Source organism: Streptomyces sp. TSRI0281, assembly GCF_001905125.1.
Classification (GTDB): Bacteria; Actinomycetota; Actinomycetes; order Streptomycetales; family Streptomycetaceae; genus Streptomyces.
This window is the reverse complement of the sequence record NZ_LWLE01000034.1, coordinates 172,947-185,293: the sequence shown is the minus strand read 5'-3', so window position 1 is coordinate 185,293 and position 12,347 is coordinate 172,947. Positions and strand designations below refer to the sequence as shown.

Genomic DNA, 12,347 nt, shown 5'->3' with positions numbered 1-12,347 from the left:
CATGGGGACACAGATGCAAACGGGGAGGTGCTCCCCGGTTATTTCCCGCACCGATATGACCTGCGCCACACCCTTCGGTCGGGAAATACCTCCGATCGGCGGCACCCAGCGAGCGGCGCCGCACGGCCCGGCAGAGGCTGATCGCCAGAGCGCAGCCAGGGGTCGGCCGGCTGCCGCGGACCCGAAGGCGCCTGAAATGCAGCAGCCCCGCCACCGGATACGCAGACACCGTCGCCCCGCCGCACTCGCCGGAGCGACCGCCCTGGTCATCGCGGCCATGGCCACGGCCAGCTCCACCCTGCCCGTCCCCAGCCGCGCCTCGGCGGGCCCGGTGGCCGCCGCGCAGGAGGCCGGCCACGGCCCCTGCCGCATCCCGGCCACCATGGGCGTACAGATGTCGGAGGGCATGCCGACCCCACCCGGTTACGCCCGCTCCACCGGCCGGGTGAGGGCCCTCACCCTGATGATCGACTTCCCGGACGCGCCGGGGACCGAACCGGCGGCTGACCGGTTCGCGGAGTTCTTCCCGCAGACCTCGGACTGGTTCCGGACCAGCTCCTACGGCCGGCTCGACTACCATCCCGAAGCCCCGGCGAAGACCTGGCTGAGGATGCCGCTGCCGTTCTCGGAGTACGGGATAGAGCGCGGCTCACCGTACGAACCGGGCTACCGCAAGCTCGTCAAGGACCTCGTCGCGACCGCCGACCCGAAGGTGGACTTCTCCGCGTACGACCTGGTCAACGTGCTGGTCACCCCGAACGCCGGCCCCTCGGCGCTGGACACCGTGCTGTCGGTGACGTTCTCCGGCAACGACGACGCCCCGTACGCGGACGGTGTCCCGCTCGCCAACACCTCGTTCGTCTACAGCCGCCAGGACGACGGCTCCGGGTCGTACGCCGAGACGGGGTACCGCGTCCTGCCGCACGAGAACGGCCATGTCTTCGGGCTGCCCGACCTCTACACCATGGAGGGCGGCGGCTCCGTCGGGCACTGGGACATCATGTCCGAGGACTGGGGGGCCAACAACGACTTCCTTGGCTGGCACAAGTGGAAGCTCGGCTGGCTCGACAACAGCCAGATCAGCTGTGCGTCCGGGCCCGGCACCAGCGACCACATTCTCGGCCCACTGGCCACCGCGGGCGGCCCCAAACTCGCCTTCGTGCCGCTGGGCGCCCAGTCCGGCTACGCGGTGGAGGTACGGACGCCCGCGGGCAACGACGAGGCGGTCTGCCGGCCCGGCGTCCTGATCTACAAGGTCAGCTCCGACGTGGACACCGGCCAGGGACCGGTCTCCATCGCGGACAGCACCAAGGACAGCGGGGGCTGCACCCGGCGGCCCAATGTGCACGCCGAGCTGTCCGACGCGCCGTTCCGGCCCGGTGAGACGTTCACCGACCGGTCCAACGGCATACGCATATCCGTGCTCGACGAGGACTCGGCGGGCAACTACCGGATACGGATCACCCGCCCCTGACCCCCGGCGCCCTGTGCGCCTTCTGGGCCTTCTGCGCCTTACGGGCCGCCTTCCGCACCTTCTGTTTCTCCCGCACCTTCTGTTTCTCCCGCACCTTCGGTTTCTTCCGCATCTACGGTTACTCCGGCTCCGCGCCCGCCACCAGGTCGCGGACCGCGCCGCGCAGCTCCCGCTTGAGGATCTTGCCGGTCGCGTTGCGGGGCAGCGGCTCATCGGTGAACAGCACATGGGCCGGCACCTTGAACGCGGCCAGGCCCCGCCCGACGAACTCCCGCAGCCCGTCCGCCGTGACCGTGGCACCGGCGCGCAACCGGACGACGGCCGCGACCTCCTCCCCCAGCACCGGGTGCTCCACACCGAGCACCGCCGCGTCCTCGACATCGGGGTGGTCGTGCAGCGCGGCCTCGACCTCGACGCAGTACACGTTCTCGCCGCCTCTGATCACCATGTCCTTGATCCGGTCGACGACCGCGACCCGCCCGTCACGCAGCACGGCCAGGTCGCCGGTACGGAACCAGCCGCCGGTGAACGCCGCGGCCGTCGCCTCCTCGTCGCGCCAGTAACCCCGTACCAGCGCCTGACCGCGCAGCCACAGCTCACCGACCTCGCCCTCGGGCAGCGCCCCGCCCGACGGTCCCGCGATCCGTACCTCGGTGGTCGGGGTCGGGCGGCCGACGCTGCCGGGGTGGGCGCGGTAGTCGGCGCCGAAGTTCGCCAGGACCCCGCCGCTGGTCTCGGTGAGGCCGTAGCCGTTGCGGGGCTCGATCCGCTCGCCGTACCGGGCGGTGAGCCGGGCGACCAGGTCGGGCGGGGCGGCGGCGCCACCGGTGTTGAGCATCGCCAGGCTCTCCAGACCGTCGCCCGTCGCCTCGGCGGCGGCGAGGAGCTGGAGGGCGGTGGCCGGTACTCCGGCGTAGTGCGTGACACGGTGCGCGCGGATCAGCCGGAGCGCCTCGTCCACATCCCACTTGCGCATCAGCACGAGGGCGCCGCCCGCCGCCATCGCCGCGTAGAAACCGGTGAACGCGGCGACGTGGAAGAACGGGAACGTCATCAGGGTGACCGGCGAGGGCCCCGTCCCGGGGATGAGCCCGCGCCCCAGCGCCGAGGCCGCGGCGTGAAAGCGCGGATTGAGGGCCGCCCCCGCCTGGGCGAGATGAGTGGCGACGGCACCCTTGGGGCGCCCGGTGGTGCCGGAGGTGTAGATGATCGTGGCGTCGTCCTCGGGCCGGATCTCCACCTCGGGCGGCGCGGCCAGCGGATCGGGCGCGGGGAAGTCCTCGTACCGCTCGACACGTGCCTCGGCACCGCTCCCGGCGTACGCCTCCCCGTGGAAGAGCACGACACGCGCCCCGGTCCTCTCCGCCCAGCCCGCCACCCGGGGCAGCCGCTCCCCGTCGACCAGGAGCACACTCGGCTCGCAGTCGGCGAGGGCGTACGCGAACTCGTCCTCGGTCCACCAGGCGTTGAGCGGCACCGCGACCAGACCGGCCAGCTGCACCGCCCAGAACGCGATCTGCCACTCGGGGTGATTGCGCATCGCGACGACGGCCCGGTCCCCGGGGCGCAGCCCGTAGGTGTCGCTGAGCCGCCGCGCCAGGGCGCAGGAGGCGGCGAAGAACTCGGCGTACGAGTAGCTGCGCTCCCCCGCGATCAGGAACGGCCGGTCGCCGTAGGCCCAGGTGGTCTCCACGAACTCCCGTAGCGTGCGCGGCCCGTCCACGTAGACCAGCGGCCCGTGCTCGGCGCGCACGACGGCGAAAGGGGGCACCGGGGGCGGTGAGGGAGGCTTCGATACGGGCGGTGGCGGCGGGGTCGGGCGGGGTGAGCGCGGGGGGCGATGGGGCGGGCGCGGGGCCGGGTGCCGGGCCGGTGGGCCGGGCGGCGGGATCCGGGACGGGCAGCGGGTCGGTGTGCGGCACGGACGACCTCTCCAAGCGCTTGCTCAGTAACCCGGCGACGCTATGCCCGCCTTTCTGCCCCGTCAAGGGAGTCCTTCGCGCCCCCGGCGGCCCTCGGCCCGACTTCCGTTACGCCTTCCACTTCCCTCCCCTCCCCTCCCCTCCCCTGCCCCGTCCCGTCCCGCCCCGCCCGCGATGGGTCAGGCGTCCAGGCCCGCACGCTTCAGGCATCATCACGTCGACCACCAGTTCATGGCCGGTGAGCAGGGAGAAGCCCGGCAGCTCGCGGGCACCGATGGCCAGGCGGCGGAACGAGCCGTTGTCGCCGCCGGAGTCCTTCACCCCGGCGATCACCCCGTCGGCGGCGAGCGGCAGCAGAAGTTCCGGGTCGAGCATGCTGTGGACGCAGACCGGCACGTCGTACGCGAGCAGCGGCAGGTCGACCGCAGCCGCGATGTCCCGGAAGTGGCGGTCGATCTCGCTGCCGTGGGTGCGGGTGCAGAAGGGGGCGGTGGCGACCACCGCGTCGGCGCCGAATCCGGCCGCCGCGTCGGCCCGCTCGATGGCCCGGTTGGTGGTCGTCTCGATGGCTCCGACGATGACGGGCACTTGGCCCGCCGCCGCGCCGGTGATCACCTTGATGACCTCGTCCTGCGGTCAGCGCCTACAGCGACGACCACGGCGCGACCTGGAAGATGGGCAACCCGGTCGGCCCCGGCGGAGACGAGAACAAAACCGTCGAGCTGTCCGACGGCAGGATCATGCTCAACAACCGGTCGAAGCCGTACCGCACGATCGCGTACTCCACCGACGGCGGCGTCAACTACACCCCGTTCACCCAGGACACCGGTCTGACCGACCCCGCGAACAACGCCTCGGTCATCCGCTACGCCCCCGACGCGCCGTCCTCCGACCCCCAGTCGTCATGGCTGCTGTTCAGCAACACCGACGACGCGTCGGCGCGGCGCAACCTCACCGTGAAGATGTCCTGCGACAACGGGAGGACCTGGCCGATCAGCAAGGTCCTCGACGCGGGCGCCGCAGCCTGCTCGACGCTCACCAAGCTGCCCGGCGGACGCGTCGGAGTGCTCTACAAGCGCGCCGACTACCAGCACATCACGTACGCGTCGTTCGACCTGAAGTGGCTGGGCGGCACCTGCGCCGACATCACGATCACCCCGCCCGCCACGCTGAAGGCGGGCACGAGCACGGAGATGACCGTCCGTGTGGTCAACAGGATGGATGTGCGCCGTGACGCGGGCACGATCGATCTCGCGGTGCCCAGTGGATGGACGGCGGGCCGGGCCACCATCCCGGCGCTCAACCCGGGCCAGGGTGCCCACATCAAGATCCCCGTCACGGTCACCGCGGGTGCTTCGGGAAGCGTCAGGCTCACCGCCACCTACCGGGCGAACGACAAGCGGGCCTCGGGCAGCGCGACGGTGACCGTCACCCCGTAACCCACGGCGGTACGCCGGGCGTCAGGGGCTGGGCGTCACAGGATGGGCATCAGGGTCGGGGGCCGGTGCGGGTGCGGGGGCCGGTGCGGGGGCCGGTGCGGGTTTCGCCCCGCGCCGCGTCCCCGCCTGCGGGACGGGTTCCAGACGGTTGCGGATGCCGTCGAAGTGGGTGCGCATGGCGCGCACCGCGCGCTCCCCGTCGGCCGCCGCGACCGCTTCGACGATCTCGCGGTGCTGGGCACAGGTGACCCCGGGGTCCTGGTGGCCGTCGTCGAGATCCTCCCGTACCCGGTCCATGGCGGCCCAGAACGCGTCCAGCACCTCGCTGAGCAGGTGGTTGTCGAGCGAGGCATAGAGCGCGAGATGGAAGGCACGGTCGGTGGAACGTGCCACCCGGCCGTCGCGGCCCTCGATCTCCATCTCGGCCACGAGGGCGTGCAGGACATCGAGGTCCTCGTCGGGGATGCCGGCGGCGACCGCACCGACCAGGCCGGTCTCCAGCGCCTCCCGCACCTTCATCAGCTCCAGGAGACCCGGCTCGCCCTGCCGGTAGCGGACGGCGGCGCGGAAGGCGAGCCCTTCGGCGAAGGGCTCCAGCGAGAGCGAGCCGACGAACGTACCGAAGCCTCGCCGGATCTCGATCACGTTCATGGCCTGGAGCGACTTGAGGGCCTCGCGCACCGACACCCGGCCGACACCGAAGAGATCCATCAACTCACCCTCGGTGGGCAGCGCGTCACCGGGGGCGAGTCTGCGTTCCAGGATCAGTTCCTTGATCCGACGCTCGATGTACTGGGCCGTGGTGGGGCGGGCCACAACGTCCTCCTGAGGTGCGATTGCCCCTTGACCGGTCGCAGGAGCATCTGTTTAAGGTAAGTCAGACATAGGACATCTTACGTCTTGTGTCTTGATCCGGCAGCCACCTCGGGCCACGGATCGGATCGGCGTACCGACCAAGTCGGCGTACCAACCAAGCTGGAGTCCTCACCATGTCTCTGACCGCACCGTTGTGTGGCGTCGTCCCGCCGGTCTGCACTCCTCTCGACTCCGGCGGGGAGGTCGACACCGCGTCGCTCGGGCGGCTCGTGGAGCATCTGATCGGCGGGGGCGTGCACGGGCTGTTCGCGCTCGGCTCGACCAGTGAGGTCGCCTATCTGACCGACGAGCAGCGGGCCACGGTCCTGGAGACCGTGGTCAATGCGGCCGACGGCCGGGTTCCGGTGCTGGCCGGAGTCATCGACACCACGACCGCGCGGGTCGTGGATCACGCGAAGTCCGCGAAGGGCCTGGGCGCGGACGCGCTCGTGGCGACCGCGCCGTTCTACACCCGCACCCACGACAGGGAGATCGCCGGGCACTTCCGGCGGCTGCGGGACACCGTGGACCTGCCGCTGTTCGCGTACGACATCCCGGTCGCCGTGCACTCCAAGCTCTCCGCCGCGCTCGTACGCGAACTGGCGGAGGACGGCACGCTGGCCGGTCTCAAGGACAGCAGCGGCGACGAGGGCGGGCTGCGCCGGCTGCTCGTCGAGCTGGGCGGCCGGGAGGGCCGCGCACAGGGCCCGGCGCCGCTGTTCAGCGTGCTGACCGGGTCCGAACTGACCGTGGACGCGGCCCTGCTGGCCGGCGTGGACGGGGTCGTGCCGGGCATCGGCAATGTGGACCCGGCCGGATTCGTACGGCTCTACGACGCCGCGCGGGCGGGCGACTGGGAGCGGGCCGCGAAGGAACAGGAGCGGCTGATCGGCCTGTTCGCCATGGTCGATGCCGGCCCGGAGGCCGACATGGGGCGCAGTTCCTCGGCGCTCGGCTCGTTCAAGGCGGCACTGCGGCTGCTCGGCGTCATCGAGTGCGGGGACACCGCGTTCCCGCAGATTCCGCTGTCCGCCGAGTCGCTCGTCCTGGTCGCGCGGCGGCTGCGCGCCGCCGGCCTGCCGCCGGTCCGTTGAACACCGGCCCCTGCCCGGCGGCCCCGAAGGCACCGGAGCCGTCCTGATCGGCCTCGACCTCGGCGGTACGAAGATCGACGCCGCCCTCCTCGGCGCCGACGGCACCGTACTGGCCCGGCGCACCCGGCCCACCCCGGCCGGGGACGGCTCCGCCGCCGTGCTCGACGCGCTCGCGGCGGCCGCCGCCGAGGTCGACCCGGACCGGACCGCCACGGCGCTCGGGATCGACGCCGCCGGGGTCGTCGATCCCCGTACCGGCATGGTCACCAGCGCCACCGACTCCATCCGGGGCTGGGCGGGCACCACCGTCCCGACCCTCCCGCACCACGCGGGGCGGCTGTTCAACGGCGAGCGCCGTCCCGCGCCCTGGAGGCACCGTGCCGACCACAACGCCCCCCGCGCTCCCCTGGTACCGCGAGGTGAGCCGTACCCAGTGGAAGTCCTTCTTCGCCGCCTGGATCGGCTATGTCCTCGACGGTTTCGGCTTCGTGCTGATCACTCTCGTACTCACCGAGATCAGCGACGAGTTCGGCCTGAGCACGGTGCAGGCGGCGAGCCTGATCTCGGGCGCGTTCATCACGCGCTGGCTGGGCGGCGCCGTGCTGGGCGCCGTCGGCGACCGGTACGGCCGCAAGCTCTCCATGGTGCTGAGCATCCTGCTGTACTCGCTGGGCACCTTCTCCTGCGGCTTCGCCTGGAACTACCACAGCCTCTTCGCCGCCCGCCTCGCCATCGGCATGGCCGGGGAGTACAACGCCAGCGCCACGTACGTCATGGAGAGCTGGCCCCCAGGGTCCGCAGCCGGGCCAGCGGCTTCCTGATCTCCGGCTTCTCCGTGGGTTCGGTGCTCGCCGCGCAGGTCTACGACTGGGTCGTGCCCTCGCTCGGCCGGCGCTGGATGTTCTACCTCGGCCTGATACCCATCGCCGTCGCCCTGTGGATGCGGCGGGCGCTGCCCGAGGCCGAGGAGTGGGCGGAGTCGGTCGCGGACAAGGGCGCGAAGCCCCATCCTTTCCGCCCGCTCTTCGTGACGCGCGTCCGGGCCGCGGTCAACACGGCCCTCATCGTCGTCGCGACCGTCTCGCTCTTCCTGGTCTTCACCCCGGGCGGCGCCGGAATGGTGCCGGTGCTGTCGGTGGTGGCGGGGCTCACGCTCGCCGCGTTCGCCGTGCAACTCGGGGGCAAGCGGGGCCGGCTGCTCTATCTGTCGATGATCGTGACCCTGTTCTTCGCGTTCCTGTACTCCTGGCCGATCCAGGCACTGCTGCCCACGTATCTGAAGACGGAACTGGGCTACACCACCGACCAGGTCACCGATGTCCTCTACTTCGCGGGATTCGGCACCATGGCCGGCTGCTGGGCGGCGGGATTCCTCGGCGACCGGATCGGCGCCAGAAAAGCGTACGCGCTGACGCTGCTGGCCTCACTGGCCTTCGTCTGCCCGGTCTTCGCGGTGCGGGACAACCTGCTGCTGCTCGGCCTCCTGCTCTTCGTGCTCCAGCCCACCAGCTTCGGCATCTCGGGCCTCCTGCCCCGCTACATCGGCGGCCACTTCCCCAACGAGAGCCGGGGCGCGGCACTCGGATTCACGTACCACGTGGGCGCACTGGGCGGAGCCGTCGCACCGGTCCTCGGCGCCCATCTCGCCTCCGGGATGGACCTCGGCCTGGCACTGGCGGTACTGACCTTCGCGGGCACGGTGATCGTGGTGCTCCTGGTCGGATTCGACGTACCGGCCCGCCTGAACCGCCTGACGGACCCGGACGCGACCCACGACCACCTGGCCGCACCACTGATCCCGGAGAGCCCCTGACAGCCGGGCACGCCATACGGCCGGCCTCCGCGCCCGGCCCACAACGACCGGAGACCCCCACCACCCCACCCGAAGAAACAGCAGGTCAGCCACGCGGACCCCGTATCCACCGCCGATATCCCCACAGGGAAGCCCTTCACTGGCACGGATCCGCTACGCTGTCCCTGGCCGTTCGTCGGTGTGTCCCGCTGTCTGCCAAAGCAAGATCGCAGAAGGCATCACACCTCGTCCGGCCGGCGGACTTGTAGCGCCTGACGAAGATCCATTCACTGGTTCTCCCCCAAGGCCTCCTCCAGGTCCCGGCCCCGCCTTCGTAGCTCAGGGGATAGAGCACCGCTCTCCTAAAGCGGGTGTCGCAGGTTCGAATCCTGCCGGGGGCACAGTGGTAAATAGCAGGTGAGAGCACGTAGACGGCCCTCCGATCGAAGAGATCGGGGGCCGTTTTCACTGCCTGGGCCACAACTGGGCCACATCCCCACGGGAAGCGCCCTGATTCGCCACTCGTTCGAGGGATGGATTCCGTGCCCCCGCCACGTAGGCGCCGCATTGGGTGCCGGGCCCTTTCGGGCCCGGCCGCTCAGGGTTACGTGCCTATGGCATGTGCCGCAAGATGTAGGTTCTGCCCTACATACATTCGATCATGGTCGGGCGAGCGGGACTGTGTGCCGCGCTCCGTTTCCCCACCCGACTGGGTACTCACCCGCCGCCGGGCCATCGGAGACCGCATCCGCGCCGCGCGGCTTACCGTCGGTCTGACGCAGGAGCAGGTAGCCCTGCGCATCGGAATGGACCGGGCCACGTACAACCGGATCGAGATGGGCCACTCAGCCGCGCTGGTCGACAGCCTCATCCTCATTGCCGAAGCCCTGGGCACAGATCTCGCCGACTTCGTTCGGAAGTAGCCCGGCCGGTTACCGGAGTCCGTGCCGGTTCGGGTCGCGACAGACGCCCTTCGTGGTGCCGCACCCGTTGCAGCCCTGCCCGCCTTCCTCGTTCGCGGGCGGGGTAGGAATCGGCGTGCTGTGCATGGTGGTTCCGATCAGGGGGTGTGGCAGGGACAGGCACAGTCGGGACGCCGGCAGGCGGTGTGGCCGTCGAACAGATGCGGCTGGTCGGTGGCCGCCCGGCAAGGGGCGCTGTGGGTGTCGGTGCGGGCTTCCTCGGCCAGGGCGAGTGCCTCGTCCATCCGGGACTCCACGGCTGCCGCGGTCTTCAGCTCGGCGTCCGTGATCGGGTCCCCGTGCCACAGAAGCGTGACTCCGTGTTCGGGGCACCAGGCCATGTCCTTGGTCTCGACGGGGAAGTCGTGGGCACCGTCGGCGTGGTGGCACTTCACTCGGGCCGCCTCCCCACGCTGTCCGGGGTGCTCGGCCATTCCCTATGCTCGCTGGGGGCCCGCCAGTCGTAGTGGGGGCCGCTGTGGCCGGGGTCCTGGGTGCAGCGGGCGTACGAATCGGGGCGCTCCGCCCAGCAGTACCCGTACCCGATCGGCGCGCTCACCGGCGTGCCTTCTTCCACGCGCGGCCGAGCCGTATGAACGTCGCGCAGAACACTCCCGCGCGGCAGGCATCGCACACGAGGGTGTGCCCGAGATACGCCAGATACGCAAGCTCCGGCGGCGGGACTGCGGTCCGCTGCTGCGTCGACGCCATCACCGGGCCGCCCTCCGCCCCGAGCACGCCAGGACGTCCACGCACTCACGGGGGAACCACGCGTACGCGGCACCGGTAGCGGGGGTGACACGCTGCTCACCGAGGTCGACACCGAGGTCGGTGCCGAGCGGCGACCGGCACCATACGCAATGCCAACCGCGCTGCTGCTGCTCGGTCAGATCGCTGACCGCCGGTAGCTGCGTCACCGCCATGGGGCCCTCCTGGTTGTCGCTGATCCGCTGTGTCTGCACGGTAAGACGCGGTACAACGGGGGTGGGCACGCAAAGTGCGTGCCCTGTACGGAGGCGCTCCATGGACACTGGACGCATCGGCCGCCGCATTGCCTATTGGCGTGAGCAGCGCGGTTTCACCCAAGCCGACTTCGGTCGGCTCATGGGGCAGACCCGCAGATGGGTGCAGGACCTGGAAGGCGGCCAACGCCAGCAGGACCCTCGCTTATCCGTGCTGGTGCGCGCGGCCGACGTTCTGCGCATCCCCTTGGAGCAACTACTGATGGACGGGCCTCCTGAGCCGCCCCCTGCGACCACGCCGCCTGTCGAGGCGCTTGCCGTCATTGATGTCCTGTACCGCAACGACGACGACGGGGATCCCCCGCCGCTCACGGAGTTGCGACGTCGGCTCACCTATTGCTGCGAGGCATTCCAGGCCTGCCACTACGGGGCACTCGGGCGGGATCTGCCCGCGCTGATCGTCAAGGCCAGGCAATCCGCCGCGCAAGCCAGCACCGCAGCCAGCGAGGCCCACGCCCTGTACTCGCGGGTGCTGCAGCTGACCGCTTCTTTCCTTCACAAGTACGGTCCGGCAACAGCGGTTCAAGCTGCCGTGGTGGCCGACCGAGCCTTGGCGGCGGCCGAACGCTCCGGCGACGCGGTCGCAATCGGCGCGGCATCGAGGCGGGTAGCAAAGTCGCTCACCTACCAGCAGCAGCCCCGAGCGGCCGTGGACTTCGCCGTAGGTGCGGCTCGGCGTCTGTCCACGGATTTGGAGGCGAGCGGCCCTCTGGGGTTGTCGACGCTCGGCATGCTGTACCTGAACGCGGCGATCGCAGCCGCGTCACTGAGCCGGTCGACGGCCGCAGTTCGGCAAGCCAGTGACCACGTCGACCAGGCCGCCGAGGTGGCGGACCAGCAGGGTGCCGACCTCGACGAGGACTACACGATGTTCGGGCCGACGAATGTGAGTCTCCACCGGGTGGATGTGCTGACCAGGTTCGAGGACGGGTGGTCGGCGATCGAGGCAGCGGATGGCCTGGAGGTTGAAGCGCTGTTCGGGTTGTCGAAGGAGCGCCAGGCGCAGCATCTCATCACGATGGCACGTGCTCAGCTCTTGACACGGCGGAAGGAATCCGCCGCTGAATCTCTGGTTGCCGCGGCACGGCTGGCCCCGGAAGAGGTCATCGGCCGGCAGTCCACTGTCGGCCTTGTCGCCGACGTAGTCGGAGCGACCCCGGTTCCAGGCGGGGACTTGCGCCGCCTGGCCGCGCAATGTGGACTCCCCGCATGACGACGCGAGTTCTCTACCTCATCGCCTGCGCGGCCGGCCCGGCCCAGTACATCGACGAGGGGGTGCGGCAGGCGCAGGCCTGCGGCTGGGACACCTGCCTCATCCTGACCCCGTCCGCCGCCCGCTGGTGGGAGCCGCGCATCAGCGAGTTGGAGGAGCTGACCGGGCACCGGGTCCGGTCGCAGTACAAGCTGCCCGGAGAGAAGGACTCACTACCGAAGGCGGACGCCATGCTCGTCGCCCCGCTGTCCTGCACCAGCCTCAACAAGTGGGGCAACGGGATCTCCGACACGCTCGCGTTGGGGCTGCCCTCGGAGGGCGTACACATGGGCGTTCCAGTGGCGGCGATGCCGTACTTCAACCGCGCGCAGGGCGCTCAGCCTGCCGTGGCCCGCAGCATCGCGGACCTTCGGGAACAGGGCGTGGTCTTCCTCGACGGTCCTTCCGGGTACGAGTCACACCCGCCGAAGCATGGCGACCCGCAGTCATTCCCTTGGCACGCCGCTCTGGACGCGGTCGGGTCGCTGGCTGGGGACGCGCCGTAAGATACGCCCGTGGCGAATATCGAACTCAC

At 70.6% G+C, this 12,347-nt stretch carries 9 protein-coding genes, 1 tRNA gene and 5 pseudogenes; 9 read left to right on the top strand and 6 right to left on the bottom strand.

The annotated features are described in order from the left end of the window. Positions 1-196: 196 nt before the first annotated feature. Positions 197-1,474 carry a M6 family metalloprotease domain-containing protein gene (locus tag A6A29_RS32705; RefSeq protein ID WP_073725764.1) on the top strand — a complete coding sequence of 426 codons (1,278 nt, stop codon included), beginning with the start codon at positions 197-199 and terminating at the stop codon, positions 1,472-1,474. Positions 1,475-1,592: 118 nt separating this feature from the next. Here A6A29_RS32705 and A6A29_RS32700 read toward each other — a convergent pair. Both A6A29_RS32700 and A6A29_RS32695 read right to left on the bottom strand, forming a co-directional pair. Continuing rightward, positions 1,593-3,270: pseudogene (locus A6A29_RS32700) on the bottom strand (class I adenylate-forming enzyme family protein). Between the two features lie 333 nt (positions 3,271-3,603). Further along, a pseudogene (locus tag A6A29_RS32695) lies at positions 3,604-4,029 on the bottom strand (dihydrodipicolinate synthase family protein); the annotation flags it as partial. Between A6A29_RS32695 and A6A29_RS32690 the strand changes: the two are divergent. Next, positions 4,029-4,835 (top strand): annotated as a pseudogene (locus A6A29_RS32690) (exo-alpha-sialidase); the annotation flags it as partial. The pseudogenes A6A29_RS32695 and A6A29_RS32690 overlap by 1 nt on opposite strands. A gap of 21 nt (positions 4,836-4,856) precedes the next feature. On the opposite strand, the gene A6A29_RS32685 reads toward A6A29_RS32690, so the two are convergent. Beyond that, positions 4,857-5,651 carry a FadR/GntR family transcriptional regulator gene (locus A6A29_RS32685; RefSeq protein ID WP_079183119.1) on the bottom strand — a complete coding sequence of 265 codons (795 nt, stop codon included), beginning with the start codon at positions 5,649-5,651 and terminating at the stop codon, positions 4,857-4,859. A gap of 173 nt (positions 5,652-5,824) precedes the next feature. Between A6A29_RS32685 and A6A29_RS32680 the strand changes: the two genes are divergently transcribed. The 5 genes and pseudogenes from A6A29_RS32680 to A6A29_RS32660 all read left to right on the top strand — a co-directional run bounded on the left by A6A29_RS32680 (position 5,825) and on the right by A6A29_RS32660 (position 9,499). Further along, positions 5,825-6,784 carry a dihydrodipicolinate synthase family protein gene (locus A6A29_RS32680; protein WP_073725762.1) on the top strand — a complete coding sequence of 320 codons (960 nt, stop codon included), beginning with the start codon at positions 5,825-5,827 and terminating at the stop codon, positions 6,782-6,784. 10 nt (positions 6,785-6,794) lie between these two features. Continuing rightward, a pseudogene (locus A6A29_RS44490) lies at positions 6,795-7,094 on the top strand (ROK family protein); the annotation flags it as partial. A 67-nt stretch (positions 7,095-7,161) separates the two neighbouring features. Continuing rightward, positions 7,162-8,597, top strand: a pseudogene (locus A6A29_RS32670) (sialate:H+ symport family MFS transporter). A gap of 307 nt (positions 8,598-8,904) precedes the next feature. Further along, positions 8,905-8,977, top strand: a tRNA-Arg gene (locus tag A6A29_RS32665). 282 nt (positions 8,978-9,259) lie between these two features. Continuing rightward, complete coding sequence (locus tag A6A29_RS32660; RefSeq protein WP_073725760.1) at positions 9,260-9,499, top strand: helix-turn-helix domain-containing protein; 240 nt, start codon at positions 9,260-9,262, stop codon at positions 9,497-9,499. 137 nt (positions 9,500-9,636) lie between these two features. On the opposite strand, the gene A6A29_RS32655 is transcribed toward A6A29_RS32660, so the two are convergent. The 3 genes from A6A29_RS32655 to A6A29_RS32645 all read right to left on the bottom strand — a co-directional run bounded on the left by A6A29_RS32655 (position 9,637) and on the right by A6A29_RS32645 (position 10,530). Next, on the bottom strand, positions 9,637-9,933 hold the full coding sequence (locus A6A29_RS32655) for a hypothetical protein (protein WP_073725758.1): 297 nt from the start codon (positions 9,931-9,933) through the stop codon (positions 9,637-9,639). Continuing rightward, on the bottom strand, positions 9,930-10,097 hold the full coding sequence (locus A6A29_RS46115) for a hypothetical protein (RefSeq protein ID WP_206745377.1): 168 nt from the start codon (positions 10,095-10,097) through the stop codon (positions 9,930-9,932). The genes A6A29_RS32655 and A6A29_RS46115 overlap by 4 nt, the downstream gene beginning before the upstream one ends. A 151-nt stretch (positions 10,098-10,248) precedes the next feature. Further along, positions 10,249-10,530 (bottom strand): hypothetical protein, encoded by a 282-nt coding sequence (locus A6A29_RS32645; RefSeq protein WP_385728009.1) that lies wholly within the window; start codon positions 10,528-10,530, stop codon positions 10,249-10,251. A gap of 31 nt (positions 10,531-10,561) precedes the next feature. On the opposite strand from A6A29_RS32645, the gene A6A29_RS32640 reads away from it, so the two are divergent. Beyond that, on the top strand, positions 10,562-11,773 hold the full coding sequence (locus A6A29_RS32640) for a helix-turn-helix domain-containing protein (protein ID WP_073725754.1): 1,212 nt from the start codon (positions 10,562-10,564) through the stop codon (positions 11,771-11,773). Further along, positions 11,770-12,318, top strand: coding sequence for a flavoprotein (locus A6A29_RS32635; RefSeq protein ID WP_073725752.1), 549 nt, complete (start codon positions 11,770-11,772; stop codon positions 12,316-12,318). The genes A6A29_RS32640 and A6A29_RS32635 overlap by 4 nt, the downstream gene beginning before the upstream one ends. Positions 12,319-12,347 lie beyond the last annotated feature (29 nt).

Coding starts and splice junctions, on each gene's coding strand:
- A6A29_RS32635 (WP_073725752.1), top strand. CDS start 11,770: ATGACGACGCGAGTTCTCTACCTCATCGCCTGCGCGGCCGGCCCGGCC.
- A6A29_RS32705 (WP_073725764.1), top strand. CDS start 197: ATGCAGCAGCCCCGCCACCGGATACGCAGACACCGTCGCCCCGCCGCA.
- A6A29_RS32680 (WP_073725762.1), top strand. CDS start 5,825: ATGTCTCTGACCGCACCGTTGTGTGGCGTCGTCCCGCCGGTCTGCACT.
- A6A29_RS32640 (WP_073725754.1), top strand. CDS start 10,562: ATGGACACTGGACGCATCGGCCGCCGCATTGCCTATTGGCGTGAGCAG.